This window comes from Streptomyces sp. NPDC001933 (assembly GCF_042890955.1).
Taxonomy (GTDB): Bacteria; Actinomycetota; Actinomycetes; order Streptomycetales; family Streptomycetaceae; genus Streptomyces.
Window position 1 is genome coordinate 101,266 of record NZ_JBIASS010000016.1, and the last position, 15,216, is coordinate 116,481.

Consider the following 15,216-nt stretch of genomic DNA (forward strand, 5'->3'; position numbering starts at 1 on the left):
CGCGAGACCATTGATTAAGGGACGGACGCGCGTGGACCTGTTCGAGTACCAGGCGAGGGACCTCTTCGCCAAGCACGGTGTACCGGTGCTGGCCGGTGAAGTCATCAACACGCCTGAGGCAGCCCGCGAGGCGACCGAGCGGCTGGGCGGCAAGTCTGTCGTCAAGGCGCAGGTGAAGGTCGGTGGCCGCGGCAAGGCCGGTGGCGTCAAGCTGGCCGCCACCCCCGACGAGGCGGTCGCCCGCGCGACCGACATCCTCGGCATGGACATCAAGGGCCACACGGTCCACAAGGTGATGATCGCCGAGACCGCGCCGGAGATCCTTGAGGAGTACTACGTCTCGTACCTCCTCGACCGCACCAACCGCACCTTCCTGGCCATGGCCTCGGTGCAGGGCGGCATGGACATCGAGGAGGTCGCGGAGAAGACCCCCGAGGCCCTCGCGAAGGTCCCGGTCAACGCCGTCGACGGCGTCACGATCGAGAAGGCCCGCGAGATCGTCGCCCAGGCGAAGTTCCCGGCCGAGGTCGCCGAGAAGGTCGCCGAGGTCCTGGTGACGCTGTGGGACACCTTCGTCGCCGAGGACGCGCTCCTCGTCGAGGTGAACCCGCTCGCCAAGGTCGCCTCCGGCGACATCATCGCGCTGGACGGCAAGGTGTCTCTCGACGAGAACGCCGACTTCCGGCAGCCCGACCACGAGGCCCTTGAGGACAAGGCCGCAGCCAACCCGCTCGAGGCTGCCGCCAAGGCCAAGAACCTCAACTACGTCAAGCTCGACGGCGAGGTCGGCATCATCGGCAACGGCGCCGGTCTGGTCATGTCGACCCTGGACGTCGTCGCGTACGCCGGTGAGAACCACGGCAACGTGAAGCCCGCCAACTTCCTCGACATCGGTGGCGGCGCCTCCGCCGAGGTCATGGCGAACGGCCTGGAGATCATCCTCGGCGACCCGGACGTCAAGTCCGTCTTCGTCAACGTCTTCGGTGGCATCACCGCCTGCGACGAGGTCGCCAACGGCATCGTCCAGGCGCTCGCGCTGCTCAAGTCCAAGGGTGAGGAAGTCACCAAGCCGCTGGTCGTGCGCCTCGACGGCAACAACGCGGAGCTGGGTCGCAAGATCCTCTCCGACGCCAACCACCCGCTGGTCCAGCGCGTGGACACCATGGACGGCGCGGCCGACAAGGCCGCCGAGCTCGCCGCGGCTGCGAAGTAAGGAAGAGGGACTCAGACCACCATGGCTATCTTCCTCACCAAGGACAGCAAGGTCATCGTCCAGGGCATGACCGGTGCCACGGGCATGAAGCACACCAAGCTCATGCTCGGTGACGGCACCAACATCGTCGGCGGCGTGAACCCGCGCAAGGCCGGCACCTCCGTCGACTTCGACGGCACCGAGGTACCGGTCTTCGGCTCCGTCGCCGAGGCGATGGAGAAGACCGGCGCGAACGTGTCCGTCCTCTTCGTGCCGCCGGCCTTCGCCAAGGCCGCCGTCGTCGAGGCGATCGACGCCGAGATCCCCCTCGCGGTCGTCATCACCGAGGGCATCGCCGTCCACGACTCGGCCGCCTTCTGGGCGTACGCGAGCTCGAAGGGCAACAAGACCCGGATCATCGGCCCGAACTGCCCCGGCCTGATCACCCCCGGCCAGTCCAACGCCGGCATCATCCCGGGCGACATCACCAAGCCCGGCCGCATCGGTCTCGTGTCCAAGTCCGGCACGCTGACCTACCAGATGATGTACGAGCTCCGTGACATCGGCTTCTCCTCCGCCGTTGGCATCGGTGGCGACCCGGTCATCGGTACGACGCACATCGACGCCCTCGCGGCGTTCGAGGCCGACCCCGAGACCGACCTGATCGTGATGATCGGTGAGATCGGCGGCGACGCCGAGGAGCGTGCGGCCGACTTCATCAAGGCCAACGTCACCAAGCCGGTCGTCGGTTACGTCGCGGGCTTCACCGCCCCCGAGGGCAAGACCATGGGCCACGCCGGCGCCATCGTCTCCGGCTCCTCCGGCACCGCCCAGGCGAAGAAGGAGGCCCTCGAGGCCGCCGGCGTCAAGGTCGGCAAGACGCCGACCGAGACCGCCAAGCTGGCTCGCGAGATCCTCGGCGCCTGATCGCTTCACCGCGTCGGAGCAGTACCGCAGGACAGCAGCAACGCGTCACCGCACAGACGGCGCGGGTCCGTACCCGGTCAAGGGGTACGGACCCGCGCCGTTTCGTGTCTTCTCCGCTCCGCGTCCCCGGAGCTCCTCCGCGCCCCGGAGGGGGTCAGCCCACCCGGGGGACCAGCCGGGCCGGGCCCCGCACGAGCTCGCCGTGGAGCTGCTTCTGCAGCTTCAGGTCCTGCGGCGTCAGCTTTTGCGGACCGCCGCGCGGCGGCACCCCGCCGACCTGCTGGGCGGGCGACTCCGGGGTCTCGTACCGGGTCGGGGCCGTAGCCAGCGTGAACAGCGCCAGCCCGATGATCAGCACCGTGAACGAGATGGCCGCCCGGGTCCACAGCTGGGCCTTGCGTTCGCTGTCCGTGCGGATCACGGCGGACGGGGGCAGCGAGCCGGAGGGCTGGGCCAGGGCGAGCGCGCCGAGCCGCTCGTGCAGCAGCGCCGACTGCTCGGCGGGCGACGAGTCCGCCGCCAGCTCGGGCAGCCGCTCGGCCACCGCGGCGCGGGCGTTCATCAGCCTGCCCGCCGCCGCAGGGGTGCTCGCCTCCGTCTCCGCCGCCGTCTCCGGCAGGTCCAGGCCGACACCGTCGTAGAGCAGCAGGGTGCGGCGGTACGACGGCGGCAGCTCCAGCAGCGCGTCGAGCAGGGCCCGCGGACCGGGTTCGGCCTGCGGCGGGTCGAGCCGGCGGCGGGCGCGGCGCAGCCGGTGCCACGGCGACATGGCGTACTCGTACGCGGCGGCCCGCACCCAGCCGGCCGGGTCCCGGTCCACCGCGACCTCGGGCCAGCGCTCCCAGGCCAGCGCGAAGGCCCGTGCGACGGACTCCCGGGAGAGGTTCCGGCGCCCGGTCAGCAGAAACGTCTGGCGGAACAGGGCGTCGGCGGCGTGCGCGTACAAGGCATCGAAGGCCTCGTCGGGGGAGAGGACGGCAGGGGTCGGTCCGGCTTGGGCCGGTCCGGCGGTTTCGGCCGCGGGGGCCGGTTCGGGCATCACGGATGTGTTGGGCGGATCGGGGGTGGTGCCGGGCTCGGTCGGGGCCATGTCGGTGCTCCCGGTGGCTTCGACGGGGGTCGGCGGACGTGGCGGCGGCTTCGTGGACGTCACCGGCTTCGACAGCCTCGCGACCGTCTTCGGCGCCGCCGGGCGGGCCGCACGTTTGACCGCGGCCTTCGGCCGGATGTTCAGGGCGCCCGGACCAAACCGGGCGCTCGGCGGGGTGGCCTGCTGGCTCGGCCGGCCACCGCTTATCAGCCTGGCGTACGCCTCGCGTTTCCGCCCCCGGGGCGTGGTGCGGCCGGTCTCCCAGGACCGGACCGTGGCGCGGGTGACGCCCATCGCCGCGGCGACCTGCTCTTCACTCAGTGACTTCGCCTCGCGCAGTCTGCGTCGTTCCTTGGGGGAGGGAAGCGGATGCGCGGAGGCCGAATCGGCCGAGCTCTCTGTCATGCAGGCCCCCCGACCGAGCTGCACTGGGTAAAAAAGTACATAAACGTATATTGAGCGACACGGCGGCCATTCGCCTGTTACGAGGAATGAGCGCGTGTCGTTGGGAGCATGGCCGTGTGACCCAAGTGACCGGAAGCAGCCCGTCGTTGTCGGCAGAGCAGAGCCGGTCCGCCGTGCTGGCGTTCGCCCTTCTGCGCGGAGCCGTTGCGGCCGGACTGGGACTGGGATCCACCGCCGTCCTCGTCCTGGTGCTGTGGATCAGCTCGCCCACCTCCGACAGCAGCTCCGGCGAGGCGCTCCACGCGGCGGCCGGGCTCTGGCTGCTCGCCCACGGCGCGGAGCTGATCAGAGCCGACACGCTCAGCGGGGTGCCCGCCCCGATCGGCCTCGTTCCGCTGCTGCTCGCCGTGGTGCCGGTGTGGCTGGTCCACCGTGCGGCGCGGGACCTCCTGGTGGAGGAGGAGGGGCGCCCGGTCCTCTCGGCGGCGGGGGCGTTCGTCATGGTCGTCACCGGATATCTGCTGGTCGGAGCGGCTGTCGCGTACTACGGGTGGGACGGTTCGCTGTCCGTGCACCCGCCGTCGCTCCTCTTCCCGTCGGCCATTGTGGTGGCGGGCGCGGCGGCGGCCGGGGTCTGGACAGCGGCCGGGCGCCCGGTCGGGCCGCTGCCGTCCTGGGCGCCGGTGAGCCTGCACGAGGCGTTGGCACGCGGCCGGTTCCGGGAGCACGCGGAGACGGCCTGGCGGGCGGCGGCCGCTGGAGTGACGGTGCTGCTCGGCAGCGGGGCACTGCTCGTCGCGGTGGCGCTGGTGTGGCACGCGCACCCCGCCCAGCAGTCGTTCGTCCGGCTCTCGGGCGACTGGGCGGGCCGGGCCTCGGTCTTCCTGCTCGCGCTGGTGCTGGTGCCGAACGCGGCGGTATGGGGTGCGGCGTACGGGCTCGGGCCGGGCTTCGCCCTCGGTACGGCGTCCACGGTCACCCCGCTCGCCTTTTCGGGGCGTCCGGCGCTGCCCGGCTTCCCGTTGCTCGCCGCGCTGCCCGCCGCGGGTCCGGGAACGGCCCTGAACTGGACGGCTGCCGCGGTGCCGGTCGCGGCCGGGGTGACGATCGCCTGGTTCACGGTGCGGCGGGCCGCGCCCGCGCACGCCGCACCGGAGGAGGCCTGGAGCCTGCGGGAGACCGCGCTGACGGCCGCCCTGGCCGCGCTGGGGTGCGGGGCCGGTACGGCGGTGCTCGCCGCGGCTGCCGGGGGGCCGCTCGGTACCCGGGCGCTGGCGGAGTTCGGGCCGGTGTGGTGGCTCACGGGTGCGGCGGCCCTGCTGTGGACGGCGCTGATCGGCGTTCCCGGTGCGCTGCTGCTCCGGTCCTGGCGGCTGCGGGAGCGCGGCGCGGGCACGTGGGGGTGGGTCACGGGCGCGGCGGCCCTGCTGTGGACGGCGCTGATCGGCGTTCCCGGTGCGCTGCTGCTCCGGTCCTGGCGGCTGCGGGAGCGCGGCGCGGGCACGTGGGGGTGGGTCACGGGCGCGGTACGGAGGAAGGCGAAGGCGGGAGCGGAGGAGGGGGAGAAGGGGCAGGAAGCCGGGAAGCCGGTGCCGCAAACGGTTCCGGTGCCGGAATCGGTGCCGGTGCAGGGAGGCGAGTCCGACGCCGTGTCCGTAAGCCCTTCCCGGCCCACGCCCGCCGCAGCGCCGTCGGCGCCCGCGCAGCCCGCCGCCCGCATGTCCGATCCGGACGCGGAAGCGGACGCGGACACGGACGAGAACGACGACTTCGTACCGTACGATTTCCTGCCGACCGACCCCTGGCACGAGCGGACGGCCCGGCCTGGAGAGGCCGGACCGTCCGGAAACACCTGAGACGCCCGGGGCGCGAGTTCCTAGTTCTTGACGCCGAAGAAGGGTTCCAGCGGCTTCGGCAGCAGGTCGTTGCAGGAGAGCTGACCGGTCTTGGTCAGGGCGTCGTTCACGCAGGTGTAGTAGTCGCGGTAGACCAGCTGCACGGTGTAGGTCGTCGCGACGATCGAGAGCGCGAGCAGCGCCGTCACCAGGCCGCTGACCGCGGCCGTGGTCTGCTGCCGGCCACCACCGGGAGCGGCGGGCGTACCCGGCGCGGAGCCGGCCGCCGGAGCGCGCCCGGCTGCGGCGGCACCGGTCGCCCGGTCCGGACCGGATGCCCGAGCCGGGTCCGACGCCCGGCCGGAGCCGTCGGCCGCCGTGGCGGAGGCGCTCCTCGGCTTCGCCCGGAGCGAGCTGATCGCCCAGTACACGGAGAGCGCGCCGAGCAGCAGGGCGACCTCGGGCAGGTCGAAGAGGGCGAAGAAGAAGGCCCACATGCCGCCGAGCAGGGCGTAACGAGCACGGCGCTGGGCGGGGTCGGTCGGGTCCCAGCGCAGCCCGCCGGGGCTGCCCTCGGGTCCGCCCTGTCCGTTCGAACCGCCCTGGCCCCCGGGGCGGCCGCCGAAGCCGCCGCTCTGGCGGCCGGGCTGCCGGCTGCTCCACTGGCTGCCCCAGGCGGGCCGGTCCTCGGAGGAGCCGCCCTCGGAGGAGTCGTCCCCGTTGCCGTTGCCGTTGCCGGCGCCGTTTCCGGTGTTCGAGGGGCGGCGGGGCTGCCAGGGCTGGTCGGGCCGGTTCTCGGGCGGTGCGGCGAACGGGTTCTCCTCCGCCCGGCCGGAGGCCCCGGACGTACCGGAGGAAGAGGAAGAGGAAGAAGAGGAGGAGCCCGTGGGGGACTGGCGTTCTCGCATCAGCAGTGAGGCCCGCTCGGGCAGCGGGTGGCGGAAGGCGGTGCGGCGGCGTCGGTCCGGCATGTGGTGAACGTCTTCCCCATCTCGTCATTTCCGCCCTGTGGACGGTTCGCTGTCCCCTGACGCTACCTCCCGCCCAGGAGCGGCCGAAAGCTGGGAGCGGGGCCCGAGCAGCCGATATCCGTCCCCCGGACCCGCCGTTCCTCCCCGGAGTCCGGCCGGCCGCCGTCCACCCCCGTCCCGTGGGGGTCCTCCGAGGTGCCGGTATCGTTGCTGACGGTCGGCTTGTTCGTAGAGTTCCCCGTATCGAGGGGCTCAGTTCTTTCGTACGACCATACAAAATCAGCGTCGCTCTGCTCCACCATGCGAGAACCACCACGCGAGAAAGGGCCCAGCAGTGGCCTCCCCGCCCCCCTCAGCCGCCCCGGTGCGCCTGGTCGTACTGGTCTCCGGTTCAGGCACGAACCTTCAAGCCCTGCTCGACGCCATCGGTGACGATCCCGAGGGCTTCGGCGCACGGATCGTCGCGGTCGGCGCCGACCGCCCCGGCATCGTCGGCCTGGAACGGGCGGAGCGCGCCGGACTGCCGACCTTCGTGTGCCGGGTCAAGGACCACGCCACCCGCGAGGAATGGGACGCGGCGCTCGCGGCCGCGACGGCCGAGCACCGCCCCGACCTCGTGGTGTCCGCCGGATTCATGAAGATCGTGGGCAAGGAGTTCCTCGCCCGGTTCGGCGGCCGGTTCATCAACACCCACCCCGCCCTGCTTCCCAGCTTTCCCGGTGCCCACGGAGTGCGCGACGCGCTCGCGTACGGCGTGAAGGTCACCGGGTGCACCGTCCACTTCGTCGACGACGGCGTCGACACCGGTCCGATCATCGCGCAGGGCGTGGTCGAGGTGACCGAAGAGGACACGGCGGAGGGCGAAGAGGCCCTCCATGAACGCATCAAGAAAGTCGAGCGCAAGCTGCTCGTCGAGGCCGTGGGGCGGCTCGCCCGTGACGGCTATCGCATTGAGGGACGAAAGGTTCATCTCGGTCATGTCGGTGAATAAGCCCATCCGCCGCGCCCTGGTCAGTGTCTACGACAAGACGGGGCTCGAAGACCTCGCCCGCGGTCTGCACGAGGCCGGTGTCGAGCTGGTCTCCACCGGCTCCACCGCCGGGAGGATCGCCGCCGCCGGGGTGCCGGTCACCAAGGTCGAGGAGCTCACCGGCTTCCCCGAGTGCCTCGACGGCCGCGTCAAGACGCTGCACCCCCGCGTCCACGCCGGCATCCTCGCCGACCTCCGTCTGGACGCCCACCGCGAGCAGCTCGCCGAACTGGGCGTGGAGCCGTTCGACCTGGTGGTCGTCAACCTCTACCCGTTCAAGGAGACCGTCGCCTCCGGCGCCTCGGCCGACGAGTGCGTGGAGCAGATCGACATCGGCGGCCCGTCCATGGTCCGCGCCGCCGCCAAGAACCACCCGTCCGTGGCCGTCGTCACCAGCCCCGAGCGGTACGCCGACGTTCTCGCCGCGGTCAAGGCGGGCGGCTTCGACCTGACCGCCCGCAAGCGCCTGGCCGCCGAGGCGTTCCAGCACACGGCCGCGTACGACGTGGCCGTGGCCTCCTGGTTCGCCGACGACTACGCCGCCGCCGACGACTCGGGCTTCCCCGACTTCTTCGGTGCGACGTACGAGCGCAAGAACGTCCTGCGCTACGGCGAGAACCCGCACCAGCCCGCCGCGCTCTACACCTCCGGCACCGGTGGCCTGGCCGAGGCGGAGCAGCTGCACGGCAAGGAGATGTCGTACAACAACTACACGGACACCGACGCCGCGCGCCGGGCCGCGTACGACCACGCCGAGCCGTGCGTCGCGATCATCAAGCACGCCAACCCGTGCGGCATCGCGATCGCCGACGACGTCGCCGAGGCGCACCGCAACGCGCACGCCTGCGACCCGCTGTCGGCCTTCGGCGGTGTCATCGCCGTCAACCGTCCGGTGACCGTCGCCATGGCCGAGCAGGTCGCGGAGATCTTCACCGAGGTCATCGTCGCCCCGGCGTACGAGGACGGCGCAGTCGAGGTCCTGGCCCGCAAGAAGAACATCCGCGTGCTGCGCTGCCCCGACGCCCCGACCGCCCCGGTCGAGGTCAAGCCGATCGACGGCGGCGCGCTGCTCCAGGTCACCGACCGCCTCCAGGCCGACGGTGACGACCCGGCCAACTGGACCCTCGCCACCGGTGAGGCCCTGACCGAGGACGAGCTGAAGGAGCTCGCCTTCGCGTGGAAGGCCTGCCGCGCGGTCAAGTCCAACGCGATCCTGCTCGCCAAGGGCGGAGCCTCGGTAGGCGTCGGCATGGGCCAGGTCAACCGCGTCGACTCCGCGAAGCTGGCCGTCGAGCGGGCCGGCGAGGAGCGGGCGCGCGGCTCGTACGCCGCCTCCGACGCGTTCTTCCCGTTCCCGGACGGGCTGGAGATCCTGACCGCCGCGGGCATCAAGGCCGTGGCCCAGCCCGGCGGTTCGGTCCGTGACGAGCTGGTCGTCGAGGCCGCGAAGAAGGCGGGCGTGACGATGTACTTCACGGGTACGCGCCACTTCTTCCACTGACACGAGTCGCACCCGGGCAGCCCGGGCAAGACGGAAGGCCGCCAACCCCCCGGAATGAGCGGGGGATTGGCGGCCTTCGCCATGCGGTGAGGGTGGTTACACCTTCAGCATGCTCACTTCGTCTTGATGACGATCGTGCTGCCCGCGCGGTCGTGCCAGCCCTGGAGCTTGCCCGAGTTGTCGAAGAAGGGGGAGAGGTAGACCAGCAGCGTGCCGAGACCGCAGAAGAGCGAGCCGACCATCGGGATGATCCAGCGGATGAAGCCCGCACCCAGACCCGGGGCCTGGCCGGTGCTCTCCTTGACGACCTTGACCTTGAGGACCATCTTGCCGAGCGTGGCGCCCCAGATGGAGACCATCAGCCACTCGTAGAGCAGCGCGATCAGCGCGAACACGGCGATGAAGCCGAAGAAGCCCGCGACGATGCCGACGCTGGCTTCGGTCGCGTCGTTCATGCACTGGGTGTAGGACTCGGTGCCGTACGAGTAGCTGCTGCAGTCGTCGATGGACTCCGAGGCGCCCACGAGGCCCGCGACGCCGATCGCCGAGAAGATCATGTAGAGGATGAAGTACGCGACACCGTCCAGCGCACGCGCGCCCAGGCGGCGCCCCATCGTGGCGAGTTCGACGGTGCCGAGGCCCGCGACGTTTATGTAGCCGTTGTTGGCCTGGAGGGTGCCGCCCGGCTGCTGGCCCGGCTGCTGCGGGTAGCCGTAGCCCGGCTGCTCGCCCGGCTGCTGCGGGTAGCCGTAGCCCGGCTGACCCTGCGGCGGTACGCCCTGCGGTGCCTGCGGGTAGCCGTAACCGGGCTGGCCCTGCGGCGGCTGGCCCGGCTGCTGGCCGTACGGGTTGTTCGGATTCTGGTTCGGGTCGCCGAAACTCATCTGGGCGTTCCTCCAACGTGCGTGCGGGGACGATGCGGCCGCACGGAGGAAAGAAGAGTCAGTGGTCCGCCCCCCGGTACTTCTGCGGCACTGCGGCCATAATCGTTATAAGCGCAATGTAAGTTTGTCCAGCTGTGACGGTGGTTGTTGCGCAAGTGCAACATCGAGCCACCGCCTGCGGCCTGAATTGGTATGCGGGCGGGGTCATCCGCGAGTATGGAGACATGACTGCCCAGATTCTCGATGGCAAGGCCACCGCAGCCGCGATCAAGTCCGATCTCACCGTCCGCGTGGCGGCCCTCAAGGCGCAGGGCATCACCCCTGGCCTGGGAACCCTGCTCGTCGGGGACGACCCGGGCAGCCGGTGGTACGTGAACGGCAAGCACCGCGACTGCGCCCAGGTCGGCATCGCCTCCATCCAGCGCGAACTCCCCGACACCGCCACCCAGGAGGAGATCGAGGACGTCGTACGGGAGCTCAACGCCAACCCGGACTGCACCGGTTACATCGTGCAGCTGCCCCTCCCCAAGGGGATCGACACCAACCGCGTCCTGGAGCTGATGGACCCGGCCAAGGACGCCGACGGCCTCCACCCGATGAACCTCGGCCGCCTCGTGCTGAACGAGACGGGCCCGCTGCCCTGCACCCCGCAGGGTGTCGTCCAGCTGCTCCGCCACCACGGCGTGGAGATCAACGGGGCGCACGTCGTGGTCGTCGGCCGCGGTGTCACCATCGGCCGTTCCATCCCGCTGCTGCTGACCCGTAAGTCCGAGAACGCCACCGTCACCCAGTGCCACACCGGTACGCGTGACCTCTCCGCCCAGCTCAAGCAGGCCGACATCATCGTCGCCGCCGCCGGGGTGCCGCACATCGTCAAGCCCGAGGACGTGAAGCCGGGCGCCGCCGTGCTCGACGTCGGCGTCAGCCGGGACGAGAACGGCAAGATCGTCGGGGACGTCCACCCGGGCGTGGCCGAGGTCGCCGCCTGGCTCTCCCCGAACCCGGGCGGTGTCGGCCCGATGACCCGCGCCCAGCTGCTCGTCAACGTGGTCGAGGCGGCCGAGCGCAACGCGGCCGCGGCCGTCTGAGCCGGCCGACCCGATCCGGAGGGAACCCCATGGGTGCTGGTACGAGTCCGGCCGACCCGTCCGCCTCGGCGGACGGCACGTCCGCGGAGCCGTCCCGCGCGGACGCGCCGGGCACGGGTGAGAAGGCGGCGGACGGGGCCGCACCGGACCAGGCCGCGACCCGTGACGGCGACGCGCGTGACGACGCCGCGAGTCCTGACGACGCCGCTCGTGAAGGTGCGGGCGACGGCGGTACGGGCACCGGTCCGCGTCCTTCGCGGCGCTTCCCGTCGCTCACCCGGGACACCGCGCGTCCCGAGGGCGGGGGCAGGGCCGCGTCCGGGGACGCCCCCGCACCGGCCCGTCAGTGGCCTCTGCTCGCCGTGCTCTGCACGGCCGGGATCGGGCTGCTGATCGTGGCCGTCGACCCGTTCGCCGAGGCATTCCGGGTCGGCACGATACTGATCGGCGTGGCCCTCATCGGGGGTGCCGTGCTGCGGCTCGTGGTGCCGTCGGTGGGCATGCTGGCGGTACGTTCCCGCTTCACCGACCTGGTGACCTACGGGCTGCTCGGCTTCCTCATCGTGATGCTCGCGCTGGTGGCGCAGCCCAAGCCGTGGCTGGACATTCCGTTCCTGGAGCAGGCGGTCCACTTCACCATCCGCTGAGCCCGCGGTCCGTCGCGCTCGCGGTTCCGCCGCGCTCGCGGCGAAGGCGGTGTCCGTCCCCTCCCCCGAGAAGGGACGGACACCGGTACCGGGGCCCGCCGGAACGTGAACGCTCCGGAACGCGGTGACTTGAGCGGCCTTGCCCCGGCCGGGATTCAGCCTGGTCGACGGGGTGAGGCGGTTCAAGGGATGCCTGTCGCCTGTGGCACGGAAGTGACCATTCCGCCACCGTGTGATCGTCCGGCAACGGAGTCCCGGCCCGAGGGCGTGGAACGGGGCTCGGAGCGGGGGCGCGCGGTAGCCGGGTGCGAGGTTCCGAATACCTCCCTGCGCCCCGTGACGATGACCCGCCGCCCCTCGTTGGGGCCCGCGCCTGGGCAGTCCGGAACGGAAGAATCACCGGATCCGGGCAAGGGGAAGCAATGCCTCGTTGGAAGGCGCTGTCGGATGAACTCGATCCACAGGTCAGGGAGTTCGCCGGCCAGTTGCGCAGGCTCGTCGACCGCAGAGGGCTGAGCGTCGCCGCGGTGGCCGACCGCGCCGCCTGCAGCAGGACCTCGTGGGAGCGGTATCTGAACGGGCGGCAGCTCGCGCCGAAGGGGGCGGTCGTCGCGCTCGCCGAGGCGGCGGGCACCAGCCAGGCGCATCTGGCGACCATGTGGGAGCTGGCGGAGCGGGCCTGGAGCCGTTCCGAGCCGCGCCAGGACGTGACGGTGCTGAACGTCAACAGCCCCGGCGCGCAGCGCGGGGATACCGCCCCGTGGCCCGGTCACGGTCCGCTTCGACGGCGGCCGGAGACGGTCGGTCGTGCTCCTCGCGGGTGTGGTCGGCGCCCTGCTGGCGCTGGCCGCGGTGCTGCTGCTGACCGGGCCGGGGCTCTGACGGCGGGCCGTACGGGAGCCGCCACCCGGTTGCCACCGGGCCGCCGCCTTCGGAGCGACCGGGGCGGGTGACCGGGATTCGGCCGGGTGAGCGCTGTGTGACGGGTTGTGTGCGGTGCCACAGGGGGCAGGGCCGCCGGGAGGTTCCGGGTCGGATAGCCTGATCGCTGGATATCTCTTCACATCAAGATTCAGATGGCGAGGGATGTCCAGCACCAGGGGCAGGGACCCCCACCGCCAGCTGTCTAACGGAGATCGCCATGACCCGCACTCCCGTGAATGTCACCGTGACCGGCGCAGCCGGCCAGATCGGCTACGCGCTGCTCTTCCGCATCGCCTCCGGCCACCTGCTCGGCCCGGACGTGCCGGTCAACCTGCGCCTCCTGGAGATCACCCCGGCCCTGAAGGCCGCCGAGGGCACCGCCATGGAGCTCGACGACTGCGCCTTCCCGCTGCTGCGCGGCATCGAGATCACCGACGACGCCGACAAGGCGTTCGACGGTGCCAACGTCGCCCTGCTGGTCGGCGCCCGCCCGCGCACCAAGGGCATGGAGCGCGGCGACCTGCTCTCCGCCAACGGCGGCATCTTCAAGCCGCAGGGCAAGGCCATCAACGACAACGCCGCGGACGACATCAAGGTCCTCGTCGTCGGCAACCCGGCCAACACCAACGCGCTCATCGCGCAGGCCTCGGCCCCGGACGTTCCGGCCGAGCGCTTCACCGCGATGACCCGTCTGGACCACAACCGGGCGCTGACGCAGCTGGCGAAGAAGACCGGCACCACGGTCTCCGACATCAAGCGCCTGACCATCTGGGGCAACCACTCGGCGACCCAGTACCCGGACATCTTCCACGCGGAGATCGCGGGCAAGAACGCCGCCGAGGTCGTCAACGACGAGGTGTGGCTGGCCGACACCTTCATCCCGACCGTCGCCAAGCGCGGCGCCGCGATCATCGAGGCCCGTGGCGCGTCCTCGGCCGCCTCGGCCGCCAACGCCGCCATCGACCACGTGCACACCTGGGTCAACGGCACCGCCGAGGGCGACTGGACCTCGATGGGCATCCCGTCGGACGGCTCCTACGGCGTCCCCGAGGGCCTCATCTCCTCCTTCCCGGTCACCGTCAAGGACGGCAAGTACGAGATCGTCCAGGGCCTGGAGATCAACGACTTCTCCCGTGCGCGCATCGACGCCTCGGTGAAGGAGCTCACCGAGGAGCGCGACGCCGTTCGCGAGCTCGGCCTGATCTGATCGGATCTGCCTGATCCGTACGCCTCTCCAGGCGCACCCCACGCCCCCGGCCGCACCCGTTGCCGGGGGCGGTGGCGTGTCCGGGCGGCGGCCGGGAACTGACCGCACCCCTTCGCGAGTCTGCGCTGTCATGCGCGTGACGATGATCCTTCCGGCACTGACCGAGGCGACCAGCCCGCTGTTCCGCCCCATCAAGTACTCGCTCTTCCCGCCGCTCGGCCTGGCGACCCTCGCCGGGTACCTCGACCCGGACGACGAGGTGACGCTCCTCGACGAACACGTCGAACGGGTGGACATCGAGGCGCTCGACACCCCCGACCTGCTGGTCGTCCAGCCGTACATCACCTCCGCCCGGCGCGGCTACGAGATCGCCGACCACTTCCGCGCCCGGGGCGTCCACGTGGCCATGGGCGGCCTCCATGTGACCTCGCTCCCGGACGAGGCCGCGGCCCACGCCGACACGATCTTCACCGGGCCGGGCGAGGACACCTGGCCGGTGTTCCTCAAGGAGTTCCGCGACGGGGCGCCGGCCCGTCGGTACGACTCGAAGCTGCGCACGCTGGCCGGGCTGCCGCCAGTGCGGCGCGACCTGATCAAGCGGCAGCTGTATCTCGTACCGAACTCGATCGTCGTCTCGCGCGGCTGCCCGCACCACTGCGACTTCTGCTACAAGGACGCCTTCTTCGAGGGCGGGAAGTCCTTCTACACCCAGGCCGTGGACGACGCGCTCGCCGAGATCGAGCGGCTGCCCGGCAGGCACCTGTACTTCCTCGACGACCATCTGCTCGGCAACCGGCGCTTCGCCGAGGCGCTCTTCGACGGGATGGCCGGCATGGGACGGCTCTGGCAGGCCGCCGGCACCGTGAAGTCCGTGCTCCAGCCGGATCTGCTGGAGCGCGCCGTGGACGCGGGGCTGCGCAGCCTGTTCGTCGGCTTCGAGACCGTCAACAGCGCGAACCTCGCCGAGCGGCGCAAGGACCAGAACATAGGCAAGGACTACGCGGCCGCCGTCCGACGGCTCCACGACGCCGGGGTCATGGTCAACGCCAGCTTCGTCTTCGGGCTCGACCACGACGGCCCGGACGTCTTCGACCGTACGGTGGAGTGGGCCGTCGAGCAGGGCATCGAGACGGCCACCTTCCACATCATGACGCCGTATCCCTCCACCGGTCTGTGGAAACAGATGGAGGCCGAGGACCGGATCGTCCACCGGGACTGGGACCTCTACGACACCCGCCATGTCGTCTACCGCCCGAAGGGCATGACGCCGCGCCAGCTGGAGGACGGGTACTGGCGGGCGTACCGCGACTTCTACCGGTGGTCCAACATCTGGCGCGGGGCGGCAGCCCAGCCCGGCACGCACGAACGGCTCAGGCACCTGGCGTACTCGGGCGGCTGGAAGAAGTTCGAGCCGGCCTGGGACGCCCTGATCCGTTCCCGCCGGGTGGTCCGGGCCATGCCGATGCTGGAACGGACCCTGGCGGCCTTCGGCGGCAGACGGGCCTGAGCGCTCAG

General features: G+C 71.3%; 13 protein-coding genes. 10 read left to right on the forward strand and 3 right to left on the reverse strand.

What is annotated here, in order from left to right; translation table 11 throughout:
• Positions 1-31 precede the first annotated feature (31 nt).
• On the forward strand, positions 32-1,213 hold the full coding sequence (sucC, locus tag ACFYY7_RS32050; RefSeq protein WP_388667352.1) for an ADP-forming succinate--CoA ligase subunit beta: 1,182 nt from the start codon (positions 32-34) through the stop codon (positions 1,211-1,213).
• 21 nt (positions 1,214-1,234) lie between these two features.
• Entirely contained in the window at positions 1,235-2,119 is an 885-nt protein-coding gene (sucD, locus tag ACFYY7_RS32055; protein ID WP_266730260.1) for a succinate--CoA ligase subunit alpha, read from the forward strand.
• Positions 2,120-2,273: 154 nt separating this feature from the next.
• Here the strand turns inward: sucD and ACFYY7_RS32060 are convergent, their stop codons facing one another.
• Positions 2,274-3,614, reverse strand: a complete 1,341-nt coding sequence (locus ACFYY7_RS32060; RefSeq protein ID WP_388667353.1) for a helix-turn-helix domain-containing protein — start codon at positions 3,612-3,614, stop codon at positions 2,274-2,276.
• 116 nt (positions 3,615-3,730) lie between these two features.
• Between ACFYY7_RS32060 and ACFYY7_RS32065 the strand changes: the two genes are divergently transcribed.
• Positions 3,731-5,470 (forward strand): DUF6350 family protein, encoded by a 1,740-nt coding sequence (locus tag ACFYY7_RS32065; RefSeq protein ID WP_388667354.1) that lies wholly within the window; start codon positions 3,731-3,733, stop codon positions 5,468-5,470.
• A gap of 20 nt (positions 5,471-5,490) precedes the next feature.
• On the opposite strand, the gene ACFYY7_RS32070 is transcribed toward ACFYY7_RS32065, so the two are convergent.
• Positions 5,491-6,420: a hypothetical protein gene (locus ACFYY7_RS32070; protein WP_388667355.1), complete on the reverse strand. Its 930-nt coding sequence runs from the start codon at positions 6,418-6,420 to the stop codon at positions 5,491-5,493.
• Positions 6,421-6,754: 334 nt separating this feature from the next.
• Here ACFYY7_RS32070 and purN point away from each other — a divergent pair, with 334 nt between their 5' ends.
• Positions 6,755-7,411 carry a phosphoribosylglycinamide formyltransferase gene (gene purN, locus ACFYY7_RS32075; RefSeq protein ID WP_266730257.1) on the forward strand — a complete coding sequence of 219 codons (657 nt, stop codon included), beginning with the start codon at positions 6,755-6,757 and terminating at the stop codon, positions 7,409-7,411.
• On the forward strand, positions 7,398-8,951 hold the full coding sequence (purH, locus tag ACFYY7_RS32080; protein WP_388667356.1) for a bifunctional phosphoribosylaminoimidazolecarboxamide formyltransferase/IMP cyclohydrolase: 1,554 nt from the start codon (positions 7,398-7,400) through the stop codon (positions 8,949-8,951). Before purN ends, purH begins: the two co-directional genes overlap by 14 nt.
• 113 nt (positions 8,952-9,064) lie before the next feature.
• On the opposite strand, the gene ACFYY7_RS32085 is transcribed toward purH, so the two are convergent.
• Positions 9,065-9,835 (reverse strand): RDD family protein, encoded by a 771-nt coding sequence (locus ACFYY7_RS32085; RefSeq protein ID WP_388667357.1) that lies wholly within the window; start codon positions 9,833-9,835, stop codon positions 9,065-9,067.
• Between the two features lie 224 nt (positions 9,836-10,059).
• On the opposite strand from ACFYY7_RS32085, the gene ACFYY7_RS32090 reads away from it, so the two are divergent.
• From ACFYY7_RS32090 to ACFYY7_RS32110, 5 genes are all read left to right on the forward strand, one after another.
• Complete coding sequence (locus ACFYY7_RS32090; RefSeq protein WP_388667358.1) at positions 10,060-10,923, forward strand: bifunctional methylenetetrahydrofolate dehydrogenase/methenyltetrahydrofolate cyclohydrolase; 864 nt, start codon at positions 10,060-10,062, stop codon at positions 10,921-10,923.
• A gap of 29 nt (positions 10,924-10,952) precedes the next feature.
• The gene (locus ACFYY7_RS32095) at positions 10,953-11,570 is read left to right on the forward strand and encodes a DUF3017 domain-containing protein (RefSeq protein ID WP_388667359.1); all 618 of its coding nucleotides are present in this window, start codon (positions 10,953-10,955) and stop codon (positions 11,568-11,570) included.
• 422 nt (positions 11,571-11,992) lie between these two features.
• Positions 11,993-12,523, forward strand: coding sequence for a helix-turn-helix domain-containing protein (locus ACFYY7_RS32100; RefSeq protein ID WP_388667360.1), 531 nt, complete (start codon positions 11,993-11,995; stop codon positions 12,521-12,523).
• Between the two features lie 188 nt (positions 12,524-12,711).
• Positions 12,712-13,701 carry a malate dehydrogenase gene (locus ACFYY7_RS32105; RefSeq protein ID WP_388667361.1) on the forward strand — a complete coding sequence of 330 codons (990 nt, stop codon included), beginning with the start codon at positions 12,712-12,714 and terminating at the stop codon, positions 13,699-13,701.
• Between the two features lie 130 nt (positions 13,702-13,831).
• Positions 13,832-15,208, forward strand: a complete 1,377-nt coding sequence (locus tag ACFYY7_RS32110) for a B12-binding domain-containing radical SAM protein (protein WP_388667362.1) — start codon at positions 13,832-13,834, stop codon at positions 15,206-15,208.
• The last annotated feature ends 8 nt before the right edge of the window (positions 15,209-15,216 follow it).

What these genes read in the sequence shown, in the direction of transcription:
- sucD (WP_266730260.1), top strand. Translation starts at nt 1,235, where the DNA reads ATGGCTATCTTCCTCACCAAGGACAGCAAGGTCATCGTCCAGGGCATG.
- ACFYY7_RS32060 (WP_388667353.1), bottom strand. Translation starts at nt 3,614, where the DNA reads ATGACAGAGAGCTCGGCCGATTCGGCCTCCGCGCATCCGCTTCCCTCC.
- ACFYY7_RS32070 (WP_388667355.1), bottom strand. Translation starts at nt 6,420, where the DNA reads ATGCCGGACCGACGCCGCCGCACCGCCTTCCGCCACCCGCTGCCCGAG.
- purH (WP_388667356.1), top strand. Translation starts at nt 7,398, where the DNA reads ATGTCGGTGAATAAGCCCATCCGCCGCGCCCTGGTCAGTGTCTACGAC.
- ACFYY7_RS32085 (WP_388667357.1), bottom strand. Translation starts at nt 9,835, where the DNA reads ATGAGTTTCGGCGACCCGAACCAGAATCCGAACAACCCGTACGGCCAG.
- ACFYY7_RS32090 (WP_388667358.1), top strand. Translation starts at nt 10,060, where the DNA reads ATGACTGCCCAGATTCTCGATGGCAAGGCCACCGCAGCCGCGATCAAG.
- ACFYY7_RS32095 (WP_388667359.1), top strand. Translation starts at nt 10,953, where the DNA reads ATGGGTGCTGGTACGAGTCCGGCCGACCCGTCCGCCTCGGCGGACGGC.
- ACFYY7_RS32100 (WP_388667360.1), top strand. Translation starts at nt 11,993, where the DNA reads ATGCCTCGTTGGAAGGCGCTGTCGGATGAACTCGATCCACAGGTCAGG.
- ACFYY7_RS32105 (WP_388667361.1), top strand. Translation starts at nt 12,712, where the DNA reads ATGACCCGCACTCCCGTGAATGTCACCGTGACCGGCGCAGCCGGCCAG.
- ACFYY7_RS32110 (WP_388667362.1), top strand. Translation starts at nt 13,832, where the DNA reads ATGCGCGTGACGATGATCCTTCCGGCACTGACCGAGGCGACCAGCCCG.